Origin of the sequence: Prevotella aurantiaca (assembly GCF_015262605.1) — a bacterium.
Taxonomy (GTDB): Bacteria; Bacteroidota; Bacteroidia; order Bacteroidales; family Bacteroidaceae; genus Prevotella; species Prevotella aurantiaca.
In genome coordinates this window covers 1-22,812 of sequence record NZ_JABZSJ010000042.1, presented here as the reverse complement: position 1 = coordinate 22,812, position 22,812 = coordinate 1, and the positions used below count along the sequence as shown (strand labels likewise).

At 35.1% G+C, this 22,812-nt stretch carries 17 protein-coding genes; 16 read left to right on the top strand and 1 reads right to left on the bottom strand.

Going from position 1 to position 22,812, the window contains the following annotated elements; translation table 11 throughout:
• The first annotated feature begins 360 nt into the window (after positions 1-360).
• From clpP to HXN26_RS07830, 16 genes are all read left to right on the top strand, one after another.
• Positions 361-1,053, top strand: a complete 693-nt coding sequence (clpP, locus tag HXN26_RS07905) for an ATP-dependent Clp endopeptidase proteolytic subunit ClpP (protein ID WP_273160382.1) — start codon at positions 361-363, stop codon at positions 1,051-1,053.
• On the top strand, positions 1,034-2,266 hold the full coding sequence (clpX, locus tag HXN26_RS07900) for an ATP-dependent Clp protease ATP-binding subunit ClpX (protein WP_273160380.1): 1,233 nt from the start codon (positions 1,034-1,036) through the stop codon (positions 2,264-2,266). Before clpP ends, clpX begins: the two co-directional genes overlap by 20 nt.
• A gap of 96 nt (positions 2,267-2,362) precedes the next feature.
• Positions 2,363-4,546 (top strand): DNA helicase RecQ, encoded by a 2,184-nt coding sequence (recQ, locus tag HXN26_RS07895; protein ID WP_273160377.1) that lies wholly within the window; start codon positions 2,363-2,365, stop codon positions 4,544-4,546.
• A gap of 378 nt (positions 4,547-4,924) precedes the next feature.
• Entirely contained in the window at positions 4,925-5,278 is a 354-nt protein-coding gene (locus tag HXN26_RS07890; protein ID WP_025000966.1) for a hypothetical protein, read from the top strand.
• Between the two features lie 734 nt (positions 5,279-6,012).
• A complete protein-coding gene (gene guaB, locus HXN26_RS07885) occupies positions 6,013-7,497 on the top strand; it encodes an IMP dehydrogenase (RefSeq protein ID WP_273160374.1) in 1,485 nt (494 codons plus the stop codon).
• Between the two features lie 113 nt (positions 7,498-7,610).
• Positions 7,611-9,038: a peptidylprolyl isomerase gene (locus HXN26_RS07880; protein ID WP_420541273.1), complete on the top strand. Its 1,428-nt coding sequence runs from the start codon at positions 7,611-7,613 to the stop codon at positions 9,036-9,038.
• 15 nt (positions 9,039-9,053) lie between these two features.
• A complete protein-coding gene (locus tag HXN26_RS07875; RefSeq protein ID WP_273160370.1) occupies positions 9,054-10,487 on the top strand; it encodes a peptidylprolyl isomerase in 1,434 nt (477 codons plus the stop codon).
• Positions 10,484-12,424 carry an OstA-like protein gene (locus HXN26_RS07870; protein ID WP_273160367.1) on the top strand — a complete coding sequence of 647 codons (1,941 nt, stop codon included), beginning with the start codon at positions 10,484-10,486 and terminating at the stop codon, positions 12,422-12,424. The genes HXN26_RS07875 and HXN26_RS07870 overlap by 4 nt, the downstream gene beginning before the upstream one ends.
• A 17-nt stretch (positions 12,425-12,441) precedes the next feature.
• On the top strand, positions 12,442-12,714 hold the full coding sequence (locus tag HXN26_RS07865) for a hypothetical protein (RefSeq protein WP_273160363.1): 273 nt from the start codon (positions 12,442-12,444) through the stop codon (positions 12,712-12,714).
• A gap of 13 nt (positions 12,715-12,727) precedes the next feature.
• Entirely contained in the window at positions 12,728-14,575 is a 1,848-nt protein-coding gene (gene mutL, locus HXN26_RS07860; protein WP_273160360.1) for a DNA mismatch repair endonuclease MutL, read from the top strand.
• Positions 14,576-14,902: 327 nt separating this feature from the next.
• Positions 14,903-15,580, top strand: a complete 678-nt coding sequence (locus tag HXN26_RS07855) for a hypothetical protein (RefSeq protein WP_273160357.1) — start codon at positions 14,903-14,905, stop codon at positions 15,578-15,580.
• Positions 15,581-15,769, top strand: coding sequence for a hypothetical protein (locus tag HXN26_RS07850; protein WP_273160354.1), 189 nt, complete (start codon positions 15,581-15,583; stop codon positions 15,767-15,769).
• A gap of 713 nt (positions 15,770-16,482) precedes the next feature.
• Positions 16,483-17,454 (top strand): RHS repeat domain-containing protein, encoded by a 972-nt coding sequence (locus tag HXN26_RS07845; protein WP_273160350.1) that lies wholly within the window; start codon positions 16,483-16,485, stop codon positions 17,452-17,454.
• A gap of 1,429 nt (positions 17,455-18,883) precedes the next feature.
• Positions 18,884-20,044, top strand: a complete 1,161-nt coding sequence (locus HXN26_RS07840) for an OmpA family protein (protein WP_273160349.1) — start codon at positions 18,884-18,886, stop codon at positions 20,042-20,044.
• A gap of 212 nt (positions 20,045-20,256) precedes the next feature.
• Positions 20,257-20,961, top strand: coding sequence for a DUF6630 family protein (locus HXN26_RS07835; protein ID WP_273160346.1), 705 nt, complete (start codon positions 20,257-20,259; stop codon positions 20,959-20,961).
• Positions 20,962-21,605: 644 nt separating this feature from the next.
• Entirely contained in the window at positions 21,606-22,478 is an 873-nt protein-coding gene (locus HXN26_RS07830) for a leucine-rich repeat domain-containing protein (RefSeq protein WP_273160343.1), read from the top strand.
• Between the two features lie 80 nt (positions 22,479-22,558).
• On the opposite strand, the gene HXN26_RS07825 is transcribed toward HXN26_RS07830, so the two are convergent.
• On the bottom strand, positions 22,559-22,812 hold a 254-nt coding region (locus HXN26_RS07825), incomplete at its 5' end, for a transposase (RefSeq protein WP_273160341.1).

Here is a 22,812-nt window from a genome sequence, read left to right as displayed (position 1 = left end):
ATGTCCATTACTAAAATCCGTGAGCTTTTCAGCCTACCAAATGTCCATTACGCCGGATTTAAGATAAATCTTCTATGATAATACGAATCATAACTTTTTACATAATTCTCCTTCATCATCTATTCTCCAAAATAACACCTACATAGTACTTTTTCAACCCTATGAGAAAAGAACTACAGTCATTCGAATTAAAAAAAGTAGTTATTTTATTGAGTAATTATCTTTTTTTGATTATCTTTGTGTTAGAATATGCAAGACACTTGCTTTGGTTATGGCATGGTCTTTGTACTTAAGGCAATAATGAAATGCAGGATATACGCATCCTGTTATTGTCTAATTAAAATAATATAAGGATACAAAATGAACGATTTTAGAAAGTTTGCAACCCAACATTTGGGCATAAATGGTATGGTGTTAGACCAAGTTACATGTATGCAAAACCAGTATCTTAACCCATACATATTGGAAGAACGTATGCTGAACGTAACACAAATGGACGTGTTCTCACGTTTAATGATGGATCGTATCATCTTCCTTGGTACACAAATTGATGACTATACTGCTAACACTCTACAGGCGCAACTCCTTTATTTGGATTCAGCAGACCCTGGAAAAGATATTTCCATCTACATAAACTCACCTGGTGGAAGTGTAACAGCAGGGCTTGGAATATACGATACAATGCAATTTATCTCTAGCGACGTTACTACTATCTGTACGGGTATGGCAGCTTCTATGGCAGCTGTACTACTTGTAGCTGGTCAAGAGGGTAAACGTTTTGCGCTACCACATAGCCGCGTCATGATACATCAGCCACTCGGAGGTGTACAAGGTCAGGCTTCAGACATTGAAATTGAGGCTAAAGAGATAATGAAGTTCAAGAAAGAACTATATACAATCATTAGCAATCACTCTCATCAGACATACGAAAAGGTGTGGAACGATAGCGACCGCAACTACTGGATGACAGCTGAGGAAGCTAAAGATTATGGTATGATAGACCAAGTATTAATAAGAAAGAAAGAAGAAAACAATGCCTCAGAAGAAATGTAGTTTTTGCGGTAGAAGCGAGAACGAAGTACGGCTTCTCATAACAGGACTCACAGGTTATATCTGTGAGGATTGTGCTCAGCAAGCCAACAATATCGTGATTGAATCTGGAGTATTGGGCAAACAAACTTCAGATGTCGTTGATATTGACATGAACAATGTTCCAAAGCCAAAAGAGATCAAGGCATATCTTGATGATTATATCATTGGTCAAGACGAAGCTAAGCGATATCTAGCTGTATCGGTCTACAACCATTACAAGCGATTACAGCAACCAAAAGACGATGATGGCATAGAAGTTGAAAAGAGTAACATCATTATGGTGGGCTCAACAGGTACTGGAAAAACGCTATTAGCACGTACAATTGCAAAGCTATTAAACGTACCTTTTACCATTGTCGACGCAACTGTATTCACCGAAGCTGGTTATGTAGGCGAAGATGTAGAGAGCATTCTCTCGCGATTGCTGCAGGTAGCTGACTACAATGTGGCTGCTGCCGAACGAGGAATTGTATTCATAGACGAAATTGATAAAATAGCACGAAAGAGCGATAATCCAAGTATAACACGTGATGTAAGCGGTGAAGGTGTTCAACAAGGACTCTTAAAGCTACTCGAAGGAACCATGGTTAATGTTCCACCAAAGGGCGGACGCAAACATCCAGATCAAGATTACATTCACGTAGATACTCGAAACATTCTCTTTATCTGCGGTGGCGCATTCGATGGCATAGAGCGCAAGATTGCGCAACGTCTCAATACCCACGTTGTTGGATATAATTCAGTTCAGAATGTGGCGAAAATAGACAAAAAAGACCTAATGAAGTACGTGCTTCCGCAGGACTTACGCTCATTCGGACTTATCCCAGAAATCATCGGACGTCTACCTGTGCTGACATATCTCAACCCGTTAGATAAGAAAGCACTGCGCAAAATACTTGTAGAACCAAAGAATTCTATTATCAAACAATATATGAAGCTCTTCAAAATGGACGGCATCAACCTTACGTTTACTGAAGACTCGCTCGATTATATCGTTAATAAGGCTGTAGAATACAAGTTGGGAGCACGTGGACTTCGTTCTATTGTAGAGGCAGTTATGATGGACACTATGTTTGAATTGCCTTCAAGGAAAGTGAAGAAATACGAGGTAACAGCCGAATATGCACAGCAACAGTTAGACAAGGCAAAGCTCAATAAACTAGAGACTGCCTAAATCCATATGAACGCTGCACCTTTTCTATCTTAAAGAATAATGGAGGTGCAGCGATAATAAACCTACCTTCTAATAAGGGAACACCAAACTATTAACATGGCAACAGAAGTCAATCTTACAGACAAGCTGAAGTATTTTTTCGGTTTCGATAAGTTTAAAGGCGCACAAGAAGCTATTATCCGCAACGTCTTAGCAGGCGAAGACACATTCGTGTTGATGCCTACCGGTGGCGGTAAGAGTCTTTGTTACCAACTGCCTTCGCTCATAATGGAAGGCACAGCTATTGTTATCTCTCCTCTAATAGCATTGATGAAAAATCAAGTAGATGTTATAAATGGTATCAGCGAAGAAGATGGTGTAGCACATTATCTGAATTCTTCATTGAAGAAAACAGAGATTGACCATGTTAAAACCGATATTCAAAACGGCAAAACCAAGTTACTTTATGTTGCTCCAGAATCGCTAAACAAAGAAGAAAGCATAGAGTTCTTCAAGACTGTAAAGGTTAGTTTTTATGCAATAGACGAAGCTCACTGTATCTCTGAGTGGGGACATGACTTCCGCCCAGAGTATAGAAAGATACGACAGGCCGTAGATCAGATTGGTAAAGCACCTATAATAGCTCTTACTGCTACCGCTACTGATAAGGTACGCACAGATATTGTGCGTAGTTTAGGTATTGAAGATTGTGCTGAATTTAAGAGTTCGTTCAATCGTCCAAACCTTTATTATGAAGTACGACCTAAGAAAGATGAGGAAGATACCAATCGTCAGATTATCAAATTCATAAAACAGAACGTTGGAAAAAGTGGAATCATCTACTGTCTTTCACGTAAAAAAGTGGAAGAATTAGCTGCTGTGTTGCAAGCTAACGAGATAAAGGCAGAACCTTATCATGCTGGACTCGATTCAGAAACACGCTCTAAAACACAAGATGACTTCCTTATGGAAAACATCGATGTTATTGTTGCGACCATAGCCTTTGGAATGGGAATTGATAAACCTGATGTACGTTTCGTTATCCACTATGATATTCCAAAGAGTTTGGAAGGCTATTATCAAGAAACAGGACGTGCAGGACGTGATGGAGAAGAAGGTATGTGTATTGTTTTCTACTCTAAGAACGACCTAAAGAAGCTTGAAAACTTCATGGAAGGCAAGCCTGTAGCAGAGCAAGATATAGGTAGACAATTGTTACAAGAGACTGAAACTTATGCAGAATCGTCTGTTTGTCGTCGCAAACTCCTACTCCACTACTTCGGAGAAGAATATCTGAAAGAGAATTGTGGTATGTGCGACAACTGCTTGCATCCAAAAGAGAAGATAGAAGCACAGGAAGCACTATCTATTGTACTACAAGCGGTAAAGGCTTTAAAGGAAAATTTCCGCCAAGAATATGTTATCGATTTTGTGAAAGGACGTGGAACTGACGACATTAAAGACCACAAGCATAATCTTCTTGAAGAGTTCGGACTTGGTGAAAAGGAAGACTCTAAAGTGTGGAGCCCCGTTATTCGACAAGCCATGTTAGATGGTTATCTAAAGAAAGACGTAGAAAATTACGGTTTATTAAAGCTCACATCTGCGGGCAAACAATTCCTGAAAAATCCTAAATCGTTTATGATTGTAATGGATAAGGAATTTAAAACAGATAGAATAGATGATACCATGATGGGTGGAACAAGCGTTGCTGATCCAGAGCTGTATGCGATGCTTAAAGACTTGCGAAAGCATTTAGCACGCAAAATGAACATTCCAGCTTACGTCATCTTCCAAGACCCATCGTTAGATCAAATGGCTATGATGTACCCTGTTACTGAACAGGAACTTCAAAATATACAAGGTGTTGGTGTAGGTAAGGCAAAACGCTACGGAGAAGAATTCTGCAAACTCATCAAACAGTATTGCAAAGAAAAGAATATTGAGCGACCAGAAGAATTGCGTGTACGCACTGTGGCTAAGAAATCTATGCAGAAAGTAAAGATTATCCAAGGTATTGATCGCAAGTTACCATTAGATGATATCGCCATTGCTGAAGGACTTGGCTTCGACGAACTACTTTCGAAGATAGAAGAAATTGTCTATAGTGGCACCAAGATTAACATCGACTACTTCTTAAAGGATATTTACGATGAAGATAAGATTGACGACATCTACGATTACTTTATGAATAGCCAGACAGATGATATTGATGAAGCCTTAAAAGAACTTGATGAGGATTACAGCGAAGAAGAAATTCGTTTGGTCCGTATTAAGTTTATTTCTGAAATGGCAAACTAATAGTAATTTAAAACCGCTTTTCCCGTTTGGAAAAGCGGTTTTTTACATTCCTACATCTCCAATTCTCAGACATTAACATAACTCATTTATTTAGAAATATCTCCACCTTTTATTTGACTTTTCTCCCTATTAGGAATTTGTCTGTCGAAAAAATAACATTATAGGTTCCCTATATAACAAAAAGATGTTGATATAAAATAGTAAAAAAAACAAATTTATATGTAACTTTGCATCCATTATTAGATAACAATAGTTGAACAATAGCTATCTTTTACACGGATAAGTAAGAAGTTAAGCAATAATAAACATTTTAAAGAATAAATGAAAATCATTTACCTCATAATTTTACTCTACATGCACTATTTCTTGTCAATAAAAATGTTCTATAAGAATGAAGGCAAGAAGTCACTTTTCTTTTATTTAAAATGGGTATTAGGCACATTTCTTTTACTCATTCCTACTGCAGTGTTGGCTGGAATAAAGCCAACAGAAGAAATGGAACTTCTCGTAAGGTTTGTTATGATGTTAATGTTCATCAGCATGTCAAACCTAATATTTCTATTATTTAAATACATGTTCTCATATGGACTTAATCGCACAAAGCAATTTTATGTATCTCCAGAAAGAATTAACGAGCAACTAGAACAAAGACAAAAAATACTTTTTACGACTCTGAAGGCATTGCTGTTATGGGGGTGTGCTGTTATGATAATAATGAGTATGTTTATTTAGTCGTGTAAATAAACGCTCTGAACATATATTCCGATTTAAGGTGAGTATATTTTCCCAAACACACAACTGCAAATTCGCTTATTAAGTTTAAAATAAGCTCATTATATTTTCATACAGATATTATTATTTCTGTCTTCGTTCTATCATATTTATAATTATATTTTATGAAAAACATAATTACAAAATAAAAATTTATAATTACAAAATTAAAAATTATAATTATAATTTTGCGGACTGCAAAATTGAATCTATTATAAGTCTTACTTCAAGAAATAATAACATCATTTTATCTGCTCAAAAATTGCCCCAAAAATATGAAGCCCTACGACTTTTCTTCGCTAAAAAAAATATATACGACTATTCAAATATATGAAAAGCAATCCATTTACTAAAAACAAGATAAGATAATATTTAATTTATTTTATGGATATAAATAATAAAAATACCAATATCACGTATCTAAACCATTTTAGATTTTTAAAATGTTGGAAGTAAAAATAAAAAGTTGAAAATATCTTCAATTCTATCAAGTCTGTTGATAGAATATAAAAGAATATTTGGATAAGTCGAAGTATGAAATATACCAAAAACACCCACTTTCCATATTCACAAAACCATAGAACTAATAAATGCGTTAAATACTTTTAATACATGATAGAAAAATAAAAGAAAACCTACTGATAATGAATAATAATTAGTAAATTTGCACGCAATAAATTTTCTAATATACATATATGTCTTCATTTGTTGCAGATAAAATCGTTATGGACGGATTAACTTACGATGACGTCCTTTTAATACCGGCTTATTCAGAAGTACTACCTAAAGGGGTAGAGTTGAAAACCAAGTTCTCACGTAACATAGAACTGAACATTCCGTTTGTTACAGCGGCCATGGACACTGTAACCGAAAGCTCTATGGCTATTGCGATAGCACGTGAGGGTGGAATTGGTGTAATTCACAAGAACATGACCATCGAAGAACAAGCTCGTCAAGTAGCTATTGTAAAACGTGCCGAAAATGGTATGATTTACGACCCAGTTACTATCCGTAGAGGTAAAACTGTACGTGATGCTTTGGCTATGATGGCAGAATACCATATTGGAGGTATTCCTGTTGTTGATGAAGAAAACCGCTTAGTAGGTATTGTAACAAACCGAGACTTGCGTTTCGAACGCCGTTTTGATAAAACTATTGATGAGGTTATGACAAGCGAAAATCTTGTTACAACACACCAACAAACCAACCTTACAGCGGCTGCACAAATATTACAAGAAAATAAAATTGAAAAACTACCAGTTGTTGATAAGAACAACCGCTTGGTAGGTTTGATTACATATAAGGACATTACAAAGGCAAAAGACAAACCAATGGCATGCAAAGATGAGAAAGGTCGTTTGCGAGTTGCAGCTGGTGTAGGCGTTACTGCTGATACGATGGAACGTGCTTCTGCATTGGTAGAAGCTGGCGTAGATGCTATCGTTATTGATACAGCACATGGACATTCACAAGGTGTAATTGGTAAATTGCGCGATGTAAAGATTGCCTTCCCTAATCTTGATGTTGTAGTAGGAAATATTGCAACTGGAGAAGCAGCAAAATTCCTTGTTGAGAATGGTGCTGATGCTGTGAAAGTAGGAATTGGTCCTGGTTCAATCTGCACAACACGCGTAGTCGCTGGTGTAGGTGTTCCACAGTTAAGTGCTATCTATGATGTTTATTCTGCATTAAAAGATACAGGTGTTCCATTGATTGCCGATGGTGGTTTGCGTTATTCTGGCGATGTTGTAAAGGCTTTAGCAGCAGGTGGTAGCAGTGTTATGATAGGTTCATTAGTAGCTGGTACTGAAGAATCTCCAGGCGATACCATTATCTTTAACGGACGTAAATTTAAGAGCTATCGTGGAATGGGTTCGTTAGAAGCTATGGAACAGAAAAATGGTTCGCGCGACAGATATTTCCAAGGCGACATTAACGATAACAAAAAGCTTGTTCCTGAAGGAATTGCAGGTCGTGTTCCATATAAGGGAACTGTACAAGAGGTTATTTATCAGCTTGTAGGTGGTTTACGCTCGGGTATGGGCTATTGCGGTGCATCTTCAATTGCAAATTTACATAATGCGCGATTCACACGAATCACTAATGCAGGTGTGATGGAAAGTCATCCTCACGACATTGCAATTACCAGCGAAGCGCCAAACTATTCACGTCCTGAATAATAATATATACTCCGTTCTCGTTATTACGAGGAGGGAGTATCGTCTTGATATAAATTTAATAAGTTTAAAACAAGCCTCTAAACAAATGAGGCATAGAATGAATATCGTTTAAAATGAGAATAACAGCATTTTTCGCATCTATACTGCTTAGCAGTACAATGGCTTTTGCGCAACAAAACGACCCAGTCATTATGACGATAAATGGACAACCTATTCATCGTTCAGAATTTGAATATTCTTATAATAAGAATAATACTGACGGAGTAATAGACAAGAAGTCCATTAACGAGTATGTAGACTTGTTTATTAACTATAAACTGAAGGTTCAAGCTGCATTAGATGCGAAACTTGATACGCTTACTTCTTTTAAACAGGAGTTTATGACTTATCGCGACCAGCAAGTACGCCCGACAATGATTACTGATGCCGACGTAGAAGCTGAAGCACAGAAAATTTATAAAGAAACAAGAGACAGAATAGAAAATAGCGGAGGCTTAGTTCGCTGTGCACACATCTTGCTTGCACTTAACCAAAAAGCAACTGATAGTGAACAAGAAAAGATTGCTAATAGAGCCGACTCCATATATAATGTATTGAAAAAAGGCGGAAACTTTGCCGAATTAGCAAAGAAGTTTTCTGAAGACCCTGGTTCTGCAGCACGTGGAGGTGAACTTCCTTTGATAACAAAAGGACAAACTGTACCAGCTTTCGAGAATGCTTTATTCTCGATGAAGGCAGGTGAAATTAGTCACCCAATATTGTCGCCATTTGGTTATCACATTATTAAATATATCAAAAAAGAAGATTTCCAGCCATACGATTCTTTAAAAGCTGATATTCATCAGTTCATAGAAGCACGCAATCTTCGCGAACAAATCATTGACCAAAAACTGAAGAATATGGCTACAGAAGTGGGTAATGGTATTACTCCAGAACAGTTGGTAGAAAAGAAACTCGCTGAAATGGAAGCCAAAGATGAAAATCTCAAGAATCTTATAACTGAATATCACGACGGTCTTCTACTTATTGAAATGAGTACACGTACTGTTTGGGATAAAGCATCAACTGACGAAGCTGGTTTGCAAGCATTTTTTAAAAAGAACAAAAAGAACTATGCATGGAAAGAACCGCGCTTTAAAGGCATTGCTTACCATGTACAAAAGCAAGAAGATGTAAAGGCCGTTAAAGATTGTGTTGCTAAAGTTCCATTTAAAGCATGGGGAGATAAATTGCGCACTACATTCAATAATGACAGCACTATCCGTATTCGTGTAGAGAAAGGATTGTTTAAAATGGGGGACAATGCATTGGTAGATAGAGATATTTTCAAGCAAAAAGTAGAAGTTAAACCTGTAAAGGACTACCCTATTGATGCTGTTTATGGAAAGAAACTCAAAGCACCAGAAGATTTAGACGATATTCGTAGCCTTGTAATTTCTGACTATCAAGAGGAGTTAGAGAAAGAATGGGTGAAGGAACTTCGTAAAAAATATCCGGTAATAGTCAATCGCGAAATATTGACTACGGTAAACAAGCATTAATTTTGAAAGGACTTTATGAATATAAAAAAATATAGTGTTGCTTTTCTTCTTGCCAGCACTGCCATCACGATGATGGGATTGCCAGCAGGAATGCTTTCAGCATCAAAACTTATGCCGAAGAATGATTCGGTTGAAACTAAGGGCGCCAATTCGGAAAGTGTTGTCGATGAAGTGTTATGGGTTGTAGGCGATGAACCTATTCTAAAATCGGACCTCGAGATTATGCGCTTACAAAGCGAAGCTGATGGTAAGCAATGGCATAAAAATCCTAATTGTGAGATTCTTGAACAGATTGCTGTGCAAAAGCTTTTCTTGCACCAAGCTGCGTTAGATAGTATTTCTGTAACTGAAGCTGAAATAGCACAAGGCGTAGAACAGCAAATCAATGCTTGGATTTCAATCCCACAGATAGGTTCAAAAGAAAAATTAGAGGAATACCAACATAAGAGTATTGCACAAATAAGACAAGACTTACACGATGATTTCAAAAATCGTCAGTTGGTACAAAAAATGCAAGAAAAACTTGTAGGTGATGTAAAAGTATCGCCAGCAGAAGTTCGTGAATACTTCAGAAAGCTTCCTGCAGATAGTATTCCAATGATTCCAACTAATGTAGAAGTGCAAATTCTTACACAGGCTCCCAAAATAGAGCAAGAAGAAATCGCAAGGATAAAAGACCAACTTCGCAACTATACAGAGAGAGTTACAAATGGTGAAACTTCTTTTGAAACATTGGCACGTCTTTATTCAGAAGATACTGAATCTGCACGTAGAGGTGGAGAATTAGGTTACATGGGACGTGGTATGTTAGATCCTACATTTGCAGCTGCAGCTTTTAACTTAACGGATCCTAAGAAGCTTTCAAAGATTATAGAAAGTGAGTTTGGTTATCACATCATTCAGTTAGTTGACCGCCGTGGTGATAAAATAAATTGTCGCCATATCTTGCTGAAACCAAAAGTTTCTGAAGCTTCATTAGAAGCTGCAACACATCGCTTAGATTCTATTTCTAATGATATTAAATCTGGAAAATTTACTTTTGATGAAGCAGCATCTTATCTTTCAGACGATAAAGATACTAAGAATAATTACGGACTTATGACAAATATTACGGGAGCAGCTCGCACTTCACACTTTGCTATGAAGGAACTACCTTCCGAAATTGCCCGCATTGTCGAGACAATGAAAGTTGGCGACGTGTCAGCACCTTTCAGAATGACTGATATAAGAGGTAAAGAAGTCTGTGCTATCATTAAGTTGAAAAGCAGAGTAGATGAACATCGTGCCACAATTACTGAGGACTTACAAGCAATGAAAGATATCGTTGTTGCAAAGAAGCGTCAAGACATTATTCATAAATGGATTGAGAAGAAGGTAAAAGAGACTTATATAAAGATGGCACCAGAATATCGAGACTGTGATTTCGAATATGAAGGTTGGATTAGATGATTCTGAATAACAAAGGAATAATAAACTTATACGGGCATAGAATCTTCATCAACATGATTCTATGCCTGTTTGGGCTAAGTATCTCGCTCTCTGTTTCTGCACAAAAAAATAAGCAGAAAGAGGGAGCTAAGGTGTATATTGACCATGCAGATATTTTGCGACATAACCAAATAGAAATGCCTAACGTACAAATAGCAAAGGGAAATGTTAAGTTTAGATATAAAGATATGACTTTGCTATGCGATAGTGCATATCTTAACGAACAGCAAAATACATTTCAAGCATTTGGACATGTGAACTTAAAGCGTAAAGATGGTACAAATGTAGCCTGTCAACGTGCTTTCTATGATGGCTTTATGCAAACTTTAAGAGCACGAGAAAAAGTTGTTGTACGTCAACCATACAAATCATTAAAGTGCGATAGCCTTAATTATAATATGGTTTCAAATGTTGCAAATTACTTTGGTGGACGTGGTACATTAAACTATGGTGGTAATGTAGTAGTTGCTGACGAAGGTGATTACAATACCGAAACACATGATGCAAACTTTTATGGTAATGTCGTTATTCGCACACCCAAATATAACATCAATACGCCGACAGCACACGGAAATACAGAAACTGGTGTGATGAATGTAGTAGGAAAATCTGTTATCCGGACAAATCGTGGTGAAGTTGTACATACAAATGATGGAACATATAATAGTAAAACCGACCATATGCAACTTAATGGTTTCTCTACCATTAAGTCGCCGCAACGTGATATTGAAGGAAACAACATTATATATAATAGCACTACAGGCGACGCTGAAGGTCATGGCAATGTAAAAATCAACGATAAAGTTAATAAGCGTACTATAACAGGTCAAGATGTTGTTTATAATAGTAAAACTGGACATACTGAAGGTCGTGGAAAAGTTAAGATAATCGACCACAAGGAACAACGTACCATAACAGGCGAAGATGTTATCTATAATGCAAAAACAGGACACAGCGAAGGACATGGAAACGTGAAGATTGTGGACGACCTTAAAAAACGCACTATAACGGGCGAACACCTATTATATAATAGTAAGACGCATGTTGGTGAAGGTAAAGGAAATGTAGACTACATTGATTATAAAAGCAAGCATGCTTTTAAGGGAGATTATGTTCATTACACCGATACAGCAGCTATAGCTTATGGTGGAAATCCTGGACCTGTAGCTAAAGACTTCTCGAAAGACAATGACACACTATTTGTACATGCAGATACAATTAGTATGAAAGCCTTTAATATAAATACGCCACAGGTATATCGAAAAATTTTTGGTGTAGATAATGTCCGTTCTTATCGTACAGATTTACAAGCTGTATGTGGCTTTCTCATTGCGAACACTAAAGATTCTTGCTTGGTAATGTATCAGGAACCCATTGTTTGGAGCGATAATAGACAATTGTTAGGCGACTCTATCAAAGTGTTCATGAACGATTCTACTATTCGTGAAGTTCATATATTAGGAAATGCACTATCAATAGAGGAACTTAAAGACAAGCAGCACTATAATCAAGTGTCATCAAAAACTATGCACGCACAGTTTATAGATGGCAAAATAAGAACTGCGCAATCCATTGGAAACGTAATAACGGTGTACTATCCAATAGAAGAAAAAGATAGTTCGCTGGTAGGTTTAAACTATTTAGAAACAGATACCATGCGGGTTTATTTATCGCCCCAGCAACAATTAGAGAAGATTTGGACAAACAAATTTACGTCTACTCTTTACCCTATTTCTCAAATTCCAGCCGAGAAAATGCAGCTTCCAAACTTTCATTGGTATGATGCAGTAAGACCAAAAGACAAGTACGATATCTTCAGAAAGGTTGCACGTAAAGACGATAGCGACATTCGACCGAGTGAAGTAGGCGCACCGCCTCGTCAAAAAATCAATAATTGACAAGAGATTTTGCTTTTATGATATTCTTTAATTTACCCAAACCAAAACGTTTTCATCACGAATACATTTATGTTGATGAACGAAAAGAACGTCTTAACAAACTAAAAGAGCAGGTATCACTAAAGAATAAAAGCGAAAAAGAAATAGACACGAACAATTGGAAAAGCAGTTTCGATTTCCACAGTGATAGAAATATTCGTCAAAAGGCAAACTATCGTTTCACACTAATAGTAGGAATTACAACTATTCTAACGATTACAGCGATACTATTGATAGTTTATTTTATTTAAGAAAGAAAGAGATATGAGCGATATTATACAACTTCTACCAGACAATGTAGCCAACCAAATTGCTGCAGGAGAGGTAATACAACGTCCTTCTTCCGTTGTAAAAGAGTTGGTAGAAAACGCTGTTGACGCAGGTGCAAAGACAATAAATGTTTTAATAGTTGATGCTGGGCGTACATCAATACAAGTTATTGATGATGGAAAAGGTATGTCAGAAACCGATGCACGTCTTTCATTCGAACGTCATGCGACATCAAAAATACGAACAGCTGACGATATTTTTGCTTTAACTACTATGGGTTTTCGTGGCGAAGCCTTAGCCTCAATAGCTGCAGTTGCTCAAATAGAGCTAAAAACTCGTCAAGAGAAAGATGATATAGGGATACAACTTTTTATCTCAGGCAGCAAATTTACAGGACAAGAACCTTGTCTCTGCCCAGTTGGCTGCAACTTTAAAGTAGAAAACCTTTTCTTTAATGTACCAGCAAGACGAAAGTTTTTGAAATCAAATACGACTGAACTGAATAATATTATCTCTGCTTTTGAACGTATCGCACTGGTTTATCCTAATATTTCTTTTACACTACACTCTAATGGCGTAGAAATTTTTTCTCTCAAAGCTTGTAGTTTACGCCAACGAATTATTGAAATATTTGGCAAAAAAATCAACCAAAACTTGCTCCCCGTTGAAGTAGAAACCACTCTCTGTCGTATTTATGGATTTGTTGGTAAACCAGAATCAGCAAAGAAAAAAGGTGCATTACAATATTTCTTTGTGAACAATCGCTACATGAAACACCCCTATTTCAATAAAGCTGTAGTTAATGCTTTCGAACGTTTGGTGCCATTTGGTGAACAAGTACCTTACTTCTTATATTTTGAAGTACCAGCGGAGAACATTGATGTTAATATCCATCCTACTAAAACAGAAATAAAATTTGAAAACGAACAAGCCATTTGGCAAATTCTTATGGCTGCAATAAAAGAAGCATTAGGCAAATTTAACGATATTCCATCTATAGATTTTGATACAGAAGGAAAGCCTGATATTCCAGTTTTCAATCCTTCTAAAAACATTAACGCTCCAACTGTAGGTTTCAACCCTACATATAACCCATTTAAGGAAACAAAGAATAGTAGACCTTCTACAACATCGCAATCACACTGGGAAGAACTTTATAAAGGACTGAGTGAAGAAGTCTCAACAGATATAGAGAAATCCTCATCTATTCAAACAGAACCATACGAACAGGATATCTTTAGTTCCACCGAAACAAGTAAAACTATAGTTACAGAGGAACGTTCGCCTGCGCATTATCAATATAAAGGTTGTTACATTATGACAGCAGTTAAGTCAGGCCTTATGATAATCGACCAGCATCGTGCTCATGTACGTATATTATATGAGCAATATCTCAAACAAACAGAAGATCATACGATTCACACGCAAAAAATGCTTTTCCCTGAAATTGTAAATCTGCCAATAAATAATGAGGCTGTATTACAAAAAATCCTTGATGAAATGGAAGCGATAGGATTTGAACTTAGTAATATGGGAGGTGGGAGTTATGCTATAAATGGAGTTCCCACCGGTATTGAGGGCTTAAATATTTCAAAACTAGTTTCAGATATGGTTGCATCTACTCTTGAAGGAGAAAACTCGTTGAAGGAAGAAATAGATAAAACCTTAGCATTAAGTCTTGCACAAAACGCAGCAATTCCACACGGACAAGTATTAAGTAACGAAGAAATGGAAAATATTGTAAATCAATTGTTTGCCTGCACAAATGTTAATTATTCTCCGAATGGTAAACCTATTCTAACAATATTAAAACAATCGGATATCGAAAGAATGTTGCAATAAACCAACATATATTTTCGTAACGTAGTGGTTATTTTTCACAATAAATATACTCCAATTTTTCTTACTTATATGGAACAATAAACCCATAAAAGGTAGAAAAGATTTTTTTGTTCTCTAAAAACGACCATTAAAACAATTATTTTATTCTCTTCCTTCTTTATGTTTTTCTATTTTTATACCTTTGTAACATTAAAATCATTTTAACAAACAATTATTATATGCGATATTAGGGTTACCACAACGAGATGGCAGTGACCACGCAGGTGGATTTAATGGAGGAATTGTTGACCCACAGAAATTACCACGTACCCAATAAAGTATTACAAGATGAAAGCAGCGTATTCCATAATTTTAATGCTATGTTTCTCGCTTGTGTGTAAAGCACAGGAAGATAGAGGGAACATAGCCGACTCAATGGCAATGGTCAGCAGGACTAAAGCAGATAAAGTATTGCAGCATTTTGATACAGTTATAGCTCCCAAGCTTTTATATTCTTTGGACAATAAAGATTTTTATGTCATTATTAAAAGTAATCCTTGTTATCAGGAATATTATGTAGCCTTAGACAGCTTAGGTCGAATAGATAAAATGCGTCCTGTAAAAGCAGAAACAAAAACCAGGAAACAGAGGAAGCAACAGGAGCAATACCGGCAGTTACTATCAGAGGCAGAACCCATATTTGATTTAAGCCAGTACCACACGGATTTTATAACGAAAATGCCTGATACTAAATATACGAGTGGAAGATATTCTTATTTTGTTCTAAAGGATATTGATGGCAAAAGGTATGGCGAGTACCGATTGTCAGCAGTTACATCTCCTTTACCAATTAATGCAAGTCTTTGGGCCTATTTAATTAGACGATTATCAGATGAAGCATACAAAGATAATAAACCTACAATTAGTAGGCAAGGAACAGCACAGGTAATGCTCCAAATCGGGAGTTGTCAAAATAAAAAGAACAACAAACGTGGCACACAAAACGCCAAGCCATCGCAGCAATAAATGAAAGAATGTATAGCATTAAGAGACCTTTTAAAAAAGGGTGATTCGCGCACAGGAAAAGTAGAGCAGGGAAATATAGATGGTATTCTAAAAGACTCTATGAAGACATATAATAATTGGATTAAAAATCCTAAAAACAAAGGAAAGGAATTTAGGTATGAAATCGATAAAGACACCCCTGATAAATAGATTTTTTAAAAGTTGTTTCTTTAGACTTACGATAATAGACCTCGTCTTATTTCTGTTGTTCAGATATTATCAGCCATTGTGTGAACCTTGTTTAGATAATGATTGGGAACCGTGTCTATCAAAAGAGCAATACATTATCATTTACATAGGTATCGCGGTGAATGTTATCGGTTTCATTGTATGTATATACAAAACAGTAAAGAACAATCGAAAGAAATAAAAAACGTAGTACGAAAACGCAAGCCACAATAGCAATAGAGAACAGAATGTATAACATTAAAACAACAAGACTATAACTATATAGTCGTCCCTTAAAAACAATTATTTTATTCTCTTCCTTCTTTATGTTTTTCTATTTTTATACCTTTGTAACATTAAAATCATTTTAACAAACAATTATTATATGCGAAATAGTTTTTTATTTCTATTCTTTTTGTTATACACTATTGAAATATGTGCGCAGTATAAATTGACGGCAGTAGAAACTCTTCCTGTTAGTAGTGACACTATTTCTTATTATTCTATAGAACAATTAATAAATTATGGAGAATCTGGAAAAAACGTAATTTGGGATTTCTCATATCTCACAGGAGATACTGTCCATGACAAATCTATCTTTTTAAAGAATAGTTTAAATCAGTTTCATAAAATTGAGAATAGGGAGTTTAAATCGTATGTTTAGCTGATGATATATTAGGACTGAGAAAGATGACATGCATAGCACATTAAATAACATTAGCACTTTCGAACCCTATTTTTACAATCAAGACCATTTAGGAAATAATAGAGAAGTTGTTGATAATTTAGGACGTATCATACAAGTTACTAATTATTATCCCTTTGGTTCTTCTTTTTGCGATTCCCTAAGCTGTCTGAATGCCTCATTACAACCTTACAAATATAATGGAAAAGAATTTGATAGAATGCATGGTTTAAATACTTACGATTATGGGGCACGGCAATATAGTCCAGCTCTTCCTTCGTGGGATAGAATAGATCCTTTGGCAGAGGAATATTATAGCGTTAGTCCTTATGCTTATTGTGACAATAATCCTGTAAACCGAGTAGATTTTTATGGAATGTTCCCAACAAAGTTGGCTGCATGGAACTATGCACAAAGAAATAACGTTCGTTATAAAAATGTACATTATGCATATGATAAGAAAGAATGGTATGTTTCGTTTGGAGAAGATGGCAAAGGATATAAATCAGGTGGAACATTAGAGAGACGTTTTTCTGAAAGATTAGTAGAAACAAAGGAATGGAGCACTATTGGTAATTTTAATTCAGGGCTTGGTACAGGTGCTTCACTGATAGATTTTAATTTTGGAAAAGCATTAAAAAGAAGTTTAGCTTATGTTTTTTATGATAATAGGGGACGATATCTGAGTTCTATAAGACCATCGGTAAAGTTTAATAATATTTCTTATGAATTTAATCCTAAAGTTATTAGTCGTATTGCAAAAACTGCAAATAGAGTGAGTATAGCTTCTGGGTTTATTTCAGCTTATATGACTTTAAAAGAAATTAGAGCAAAGAAGAAAAACTTTATAGGCGAGGGCGGTTTAGACCTAATAATGACAGGTGCTGGTTATATTCCTCCTTATGGTTGGGTTGTTTCAGGTGCATATTTCTTAGGAAAATATGGCTTGGAAGAATTTGATATGGATTTTTGGAACAAATGATAGACTTTTATTTTATGATACACTACGTAGTGTATCGGTTTTATAGAAAGCGAAGCACTTACGATAGAGACACTTGCTTATTCTATGCCTGTAGCTTGAACATACTTCTTTCAGGATCATTAATGATTCTGGGCGAATGGTTATTAGACATACTACTTGGATATCAATCAATTATTAATAAGCCAGTTATTTGGTCTTATTCAATTTTTTCTCTTATATTTGAGTATCTTGTATTCTTTCGGAAAGATAGATACCTTAAAATCTTTACCGAGTATGAGAAGCAAATAGATACTCCTGCAATGAAACGAAAGATGAAAAATGCCAAGATATTTAACTATAGTATTTTCATTTTAGAAGTTATTCTGCTGTTTATACTTGATTATCTTAATCATCATGGCGGATAGCATTATGCTTAAATATAATATAACGTGATTTCGTTGAATTCACGTTATATTATTGCCATCTTTCACTATATTGTGCACAGATATTTCTTAGGAAAATATGGCTTTGAAGAATTTGATATGGATTTTTGGAATAAATGATAGACTTTTATTTTATGATACACTACGTAGTGTATAGGTTTTATAGAAAGCGAAGTACTTACGATAGATACACTTGCTTACTTTATGCTTTTAGCTTACACATACTTCTTTCAGGATTTTTACTGTTGGGGGCTGGACATTTCCTTTGTAAATTATTTGAAATTCAAAATATAATCAATAAGCCATTCCTGTGTTTTTATGTAATTATTTCTTTTATATTTGAGAATTTTGTATTCTGTTGGAAAGACAGATACCTTAAAGTTTTTACCGAGTATGAGAAGCAAATAGATACTCCAGCAATGAAACGAAAGATGAAAAAATGCCAAGATATTTAACTATAGTATTTTCATAGTAGACATTATTATGCTTTTTATAGCCGATTATCTTAATCATCATGGTTGGTAAGTATTATGAATAATATAATACATGCGATGTGGGGTAAATTAAAATAGTTCAAAAGCAATAAGATTTAGAATAATTGATAAGTTCAACTTTTGTTGCTCTCGCCATTTTCGAAGTTTTTCAATGTATACAATCTTCATGATTGTTCCTCTATTCTGAGTTTTTCATTACTTCGTACCAAACCAGAAAAAATTATTATTATAAAACAGCAAAATTATTATTATAAATTTTTATTTTGTAATTACAAATTATTTTTTTGTAATTATAAAATTTATCTCTACTTTTGAGACAAAGAAACATACAACTTATAATCTAAATCAAGCCAAAAAACTGTATTAGCTAAAAATATTTAATAAAACTGCATTTTTTTGAAGCAAATGCTGATTATATCAAAAATAATGCTTAATTTTGCATCGAAATTTGAATTATCCAACTTACTAATTACAGAATAAGAGATAAATTGATTGTATAAATAAATAAAGGTTATGAAAAAATTTTTAATGGTATTGGCATTAGCTGGTGTATCAATGACTGGCTTTGCTCAAGACGAAGTGCCTACAAAGAAGTATAGTGTTGCTACCAATTCATTTTGGAGCAATTGGTTCCTTCAAGTGGGTGTAGATTGGAATGCATGGTATTCTGGTCAGGAACATGGTGCAGACTTGAAAACAAATCCTTTCAAGGATTTCCGTTCAAATCCAGGTGTAGCTGTTGCTATCGGTAAGTGGTTTACTCCAGGTCTCGGTCTCCGTGTTAAAGCTCAAGGTATTTGGGGTAAGCGCGTAGGTAACACTGCTTCACATACTTCTAAAGTAGACAATGGCAATAAGTATTGGATTGCACAAGGTCAAGCAATGTTCAACCTTACTAACATGTTCTTAGGTTACAGCGAAAACCGCATTTTAGACATTATTCCTTTCGTTGGTGCTGGTGTAGGTCGTACAATGAGCAAGGACCTATATGCTACTGGTCTTAGCGCAGGTCTTCAAGCTTCTGCTCGTTTGAGCAAACAAATGCGTTTATACGCTGAAGCTGGTTGGAACCGCTACGAAGGTGACCTCGATGGTTTTGATCAGTATTATGGTAATCGTGGTTGGGATTCACACGATAACAACCTTTACGTAGAATTGGGTCTTCAATTCAACCTCGGTAAGTCTGGTTGGGAAAAGACTCCAGATGTTGATGCTCTTAATGCACAACACCAAGCTGCTCTTGATGCATTGAACTCACGTCTCCGTGATGCTGAAGCAGAAAATGCTCGTCTCCGTGACGCTCTTGCAAATCAGAAGCCAGTTGAGACAGTAAGTCAATCTGTTAAGGAATTGATTTCTACTCCTATCTCAGTATTCTTCAACATCGACAAGACAAACATCGCTTCTCAGAAAGACCTCGTAAACGTACGTGCTCTTGCTAAGTACGCTGTTGATAACAACAATAATCTCCTTGTTACAGGTTATGCTGATAGCGCAACAGGTACTCCAAAGCGCAACCAATGGTTGTCTGAAGAACGTGCTAAGACTTTGGCTGGCGAACTTGTTAAGATGGGTGTTGACTCTAACAAGATTACTCAAGTTGGTAAGGGTGGTGTAGAAACATTGACACCAATCTCATTCAACCGTCGTGCAACTGTTCAAGTTACAGACTAATAAATAAAGAGTTTTCATAAAACTTGAAATATTAAGGGTTCATGCTATTTGCGTGAACCCTTTATATTTAAAAAAGAAAAAATATCATCATAGAGTTTTGTCTTTCAATTAAACATGATTCATCTTAAAAGAACATGATTCTTTGTTCCTATCTATTACTAATAAAGAGATAAAACTTCGTAAAGAAATATACAAAAACTAATTTGATAAAAATGAAAGAGAAACTATACAATGGTTGCATCAACCTTGTTATCATTTTATTACCATTCGCAATGGTGTGGGGTACTGTCACTTTGTTCAAGAATGACGAATATATCAAAGGGGGATTATGTGTGCTTGGAGCCTTGCTTTTCGGTCTCCCAATCATAGGTTTATTTTCAAAGTCAAAGGATATCAAAAAAGAGAATCCATCTGTGCCTCAAATTCCACTTCCTACTACAAAAAAAGAATTAATAAAAGTAGCAAAGCGTATTACATGCAATGACAAAGATATAATGAATGTCGTTCTTCAGGGTTTAGAGAGTCCAAAGGACTTCTGTCAGATGGAAATTAAAGCTGCATCAGAGAAAAAATACGATTACCAACAATTATTAGATTGGTACGAAGAAGAAAAAAGCATTACTAACCTTAAGAAAATGGTTATGTTATATGCTATCGGCAATTCTAACTACGTCGCTGGATTTGACTGGAAAGATGATTTGGAAACATTCTTATGGAAAATGAAAGAATTACGATGCTTGAAACAGCATAATCTTCCCATTAACGATTCTTCATTAACATCAGATGGAGACATCTCCCAATGGTGCCTTCTTATTAACGAACAATGGAAACCTCTTGGCTTTCAAATTATGTTCATTGATGCAGACAGTGATGAATATTGGGTGGCAATTGTGCCCATTACCACTGATATAGAATAATTTTTTTAAGAGGAAAAATATTAAGATAAAAACTGTAAGCAAAACAATAACCGACCAATATGAACTATTGTTTTGTACTCTTTGGTTATTCTCTCTAGAATCTAATCAATAAATGCTTTCAATATTAATACTATCTTTCCCGAAAGTGAAAATTAGTAGAAGAATACGATGTCAGCTGTATCAATATTCAATATCTCGTAGCTGTCGTTATATCTAATTCGTCGTACAAGTATAATAGAACTTCTGAATATATTTCTCATCATTACAAACACGCTATAAGGTCTTCGTTAAAAACGATATCTATTCTCTTTGATTATCTTATCTTGATTACGTATTAATTATTAGAACTTCAAGGAATTTCGTCATTAGTTGTATCCCCTTTTTAGGCAATAGTCTAAGTTATTTTATCAGTATGTTGTCTCATTGCAAAGATAATGAGTATCTTCAAACTGCAAGAAATTAGACTATAAGAATCTGTTCAAGGGTATTTACTAATAAATTGAAGTTAAATAGTTATGAAGTTTACTACAAAAGCAAAAACAACATAGATACTTATTATAACAAAAAGTTTTTGTAAATTTGCAAAAGTCTATTTACACAAAGACTTAAAAAGAATTAGATTATAATTTCAGAAAATAAAACTTATGGAAGAGAATATCTTAAGGAAAGAATATTTTGGAAGAAGCTACACCTTTATGCAGGTACATATAGAGCAAACCTTAAATTTTTCCTTTATAAAGAAAAATGGAATAGATGGGATTATTTTATTAACTAAAAGTCCGAAGGACGTAATATACAACATTCAAAATATTACCATGCTTAAGGATTTAAGAGGTTTAAGTCTAAATACACTTACTTACAAAGAATTAAATGACTTGTCTTCTTTTAAAAAATTGGAGTTTCTAAGAATGGAAGGCAAATGTGAAACTAATATTCCTTTCTCTTCTCTGCCCTCACTTCAAACAATCTATCTGAATTATAACCAAAAGAGTTGTACATCAATTTTTGAATGTAAACAGCTTGAAAACATCTTCATTGACAACTGTTCAGAAACGTCATCAAAAGCCTTTACTAACCTAAAGAATGCGAAAAGAATTGGATTAATAAAGAGTAAAATATATGAATTTGAAGCTATTAATAATATGCCACATTTAGAACATTTTGGAATAGGTTATAATTCTAAGATGGAATCCCTAAGTTGGCTAAAAGATAATAATTCATTAAGATCTCTGGGCATTCAGAACTGTAAGAAAATAAAAGACTGGGAGGAAATTGGGACATTAAGAAAAATAGAAAGAATCATAATAGAAAATTGTGGAGAAATCCCATCTTTAAATTTCCTAAAAAATCTTGGAAGCCTAAAGGAAATTAGACTTATAGGCTCAACAAGTATTGGAGATGGTAAAGTAAAAGAACTTTTACAGCTTCCAAAGTTAAAACATTTATTTGTACCAATAAAGAAAGAATATGATATTACCTTAGAAGAATTAACAACATATAATAATTTTCTACGATAATATTTGATTCTACATGATTTTCTAAATCCTAGAATACGAAGTACTTAAGGTTTTTAACTGATATAATAAGTAGTCGTCCCTTAAAAACAATATTTCAGCATAAAGCTTGTATTGACAAGCTCTATGCTGATTCTTTTTATAAGGTCCAAAAGAACTCTCATAGCTCTTTTGAAGTTATATGCTGCCGCAGCTAATAATACATTGATAGCATCTCCTTTCACACCTTTATAAAAGTTGCGAGATAATCGGTGGTCTGCTTTAAGATGTCCTATCGTTGGCTCTATACCTGCTCGTTTACAAAATAGTTTGTGTTTCTTTCTCTTTTGGTAGTAGC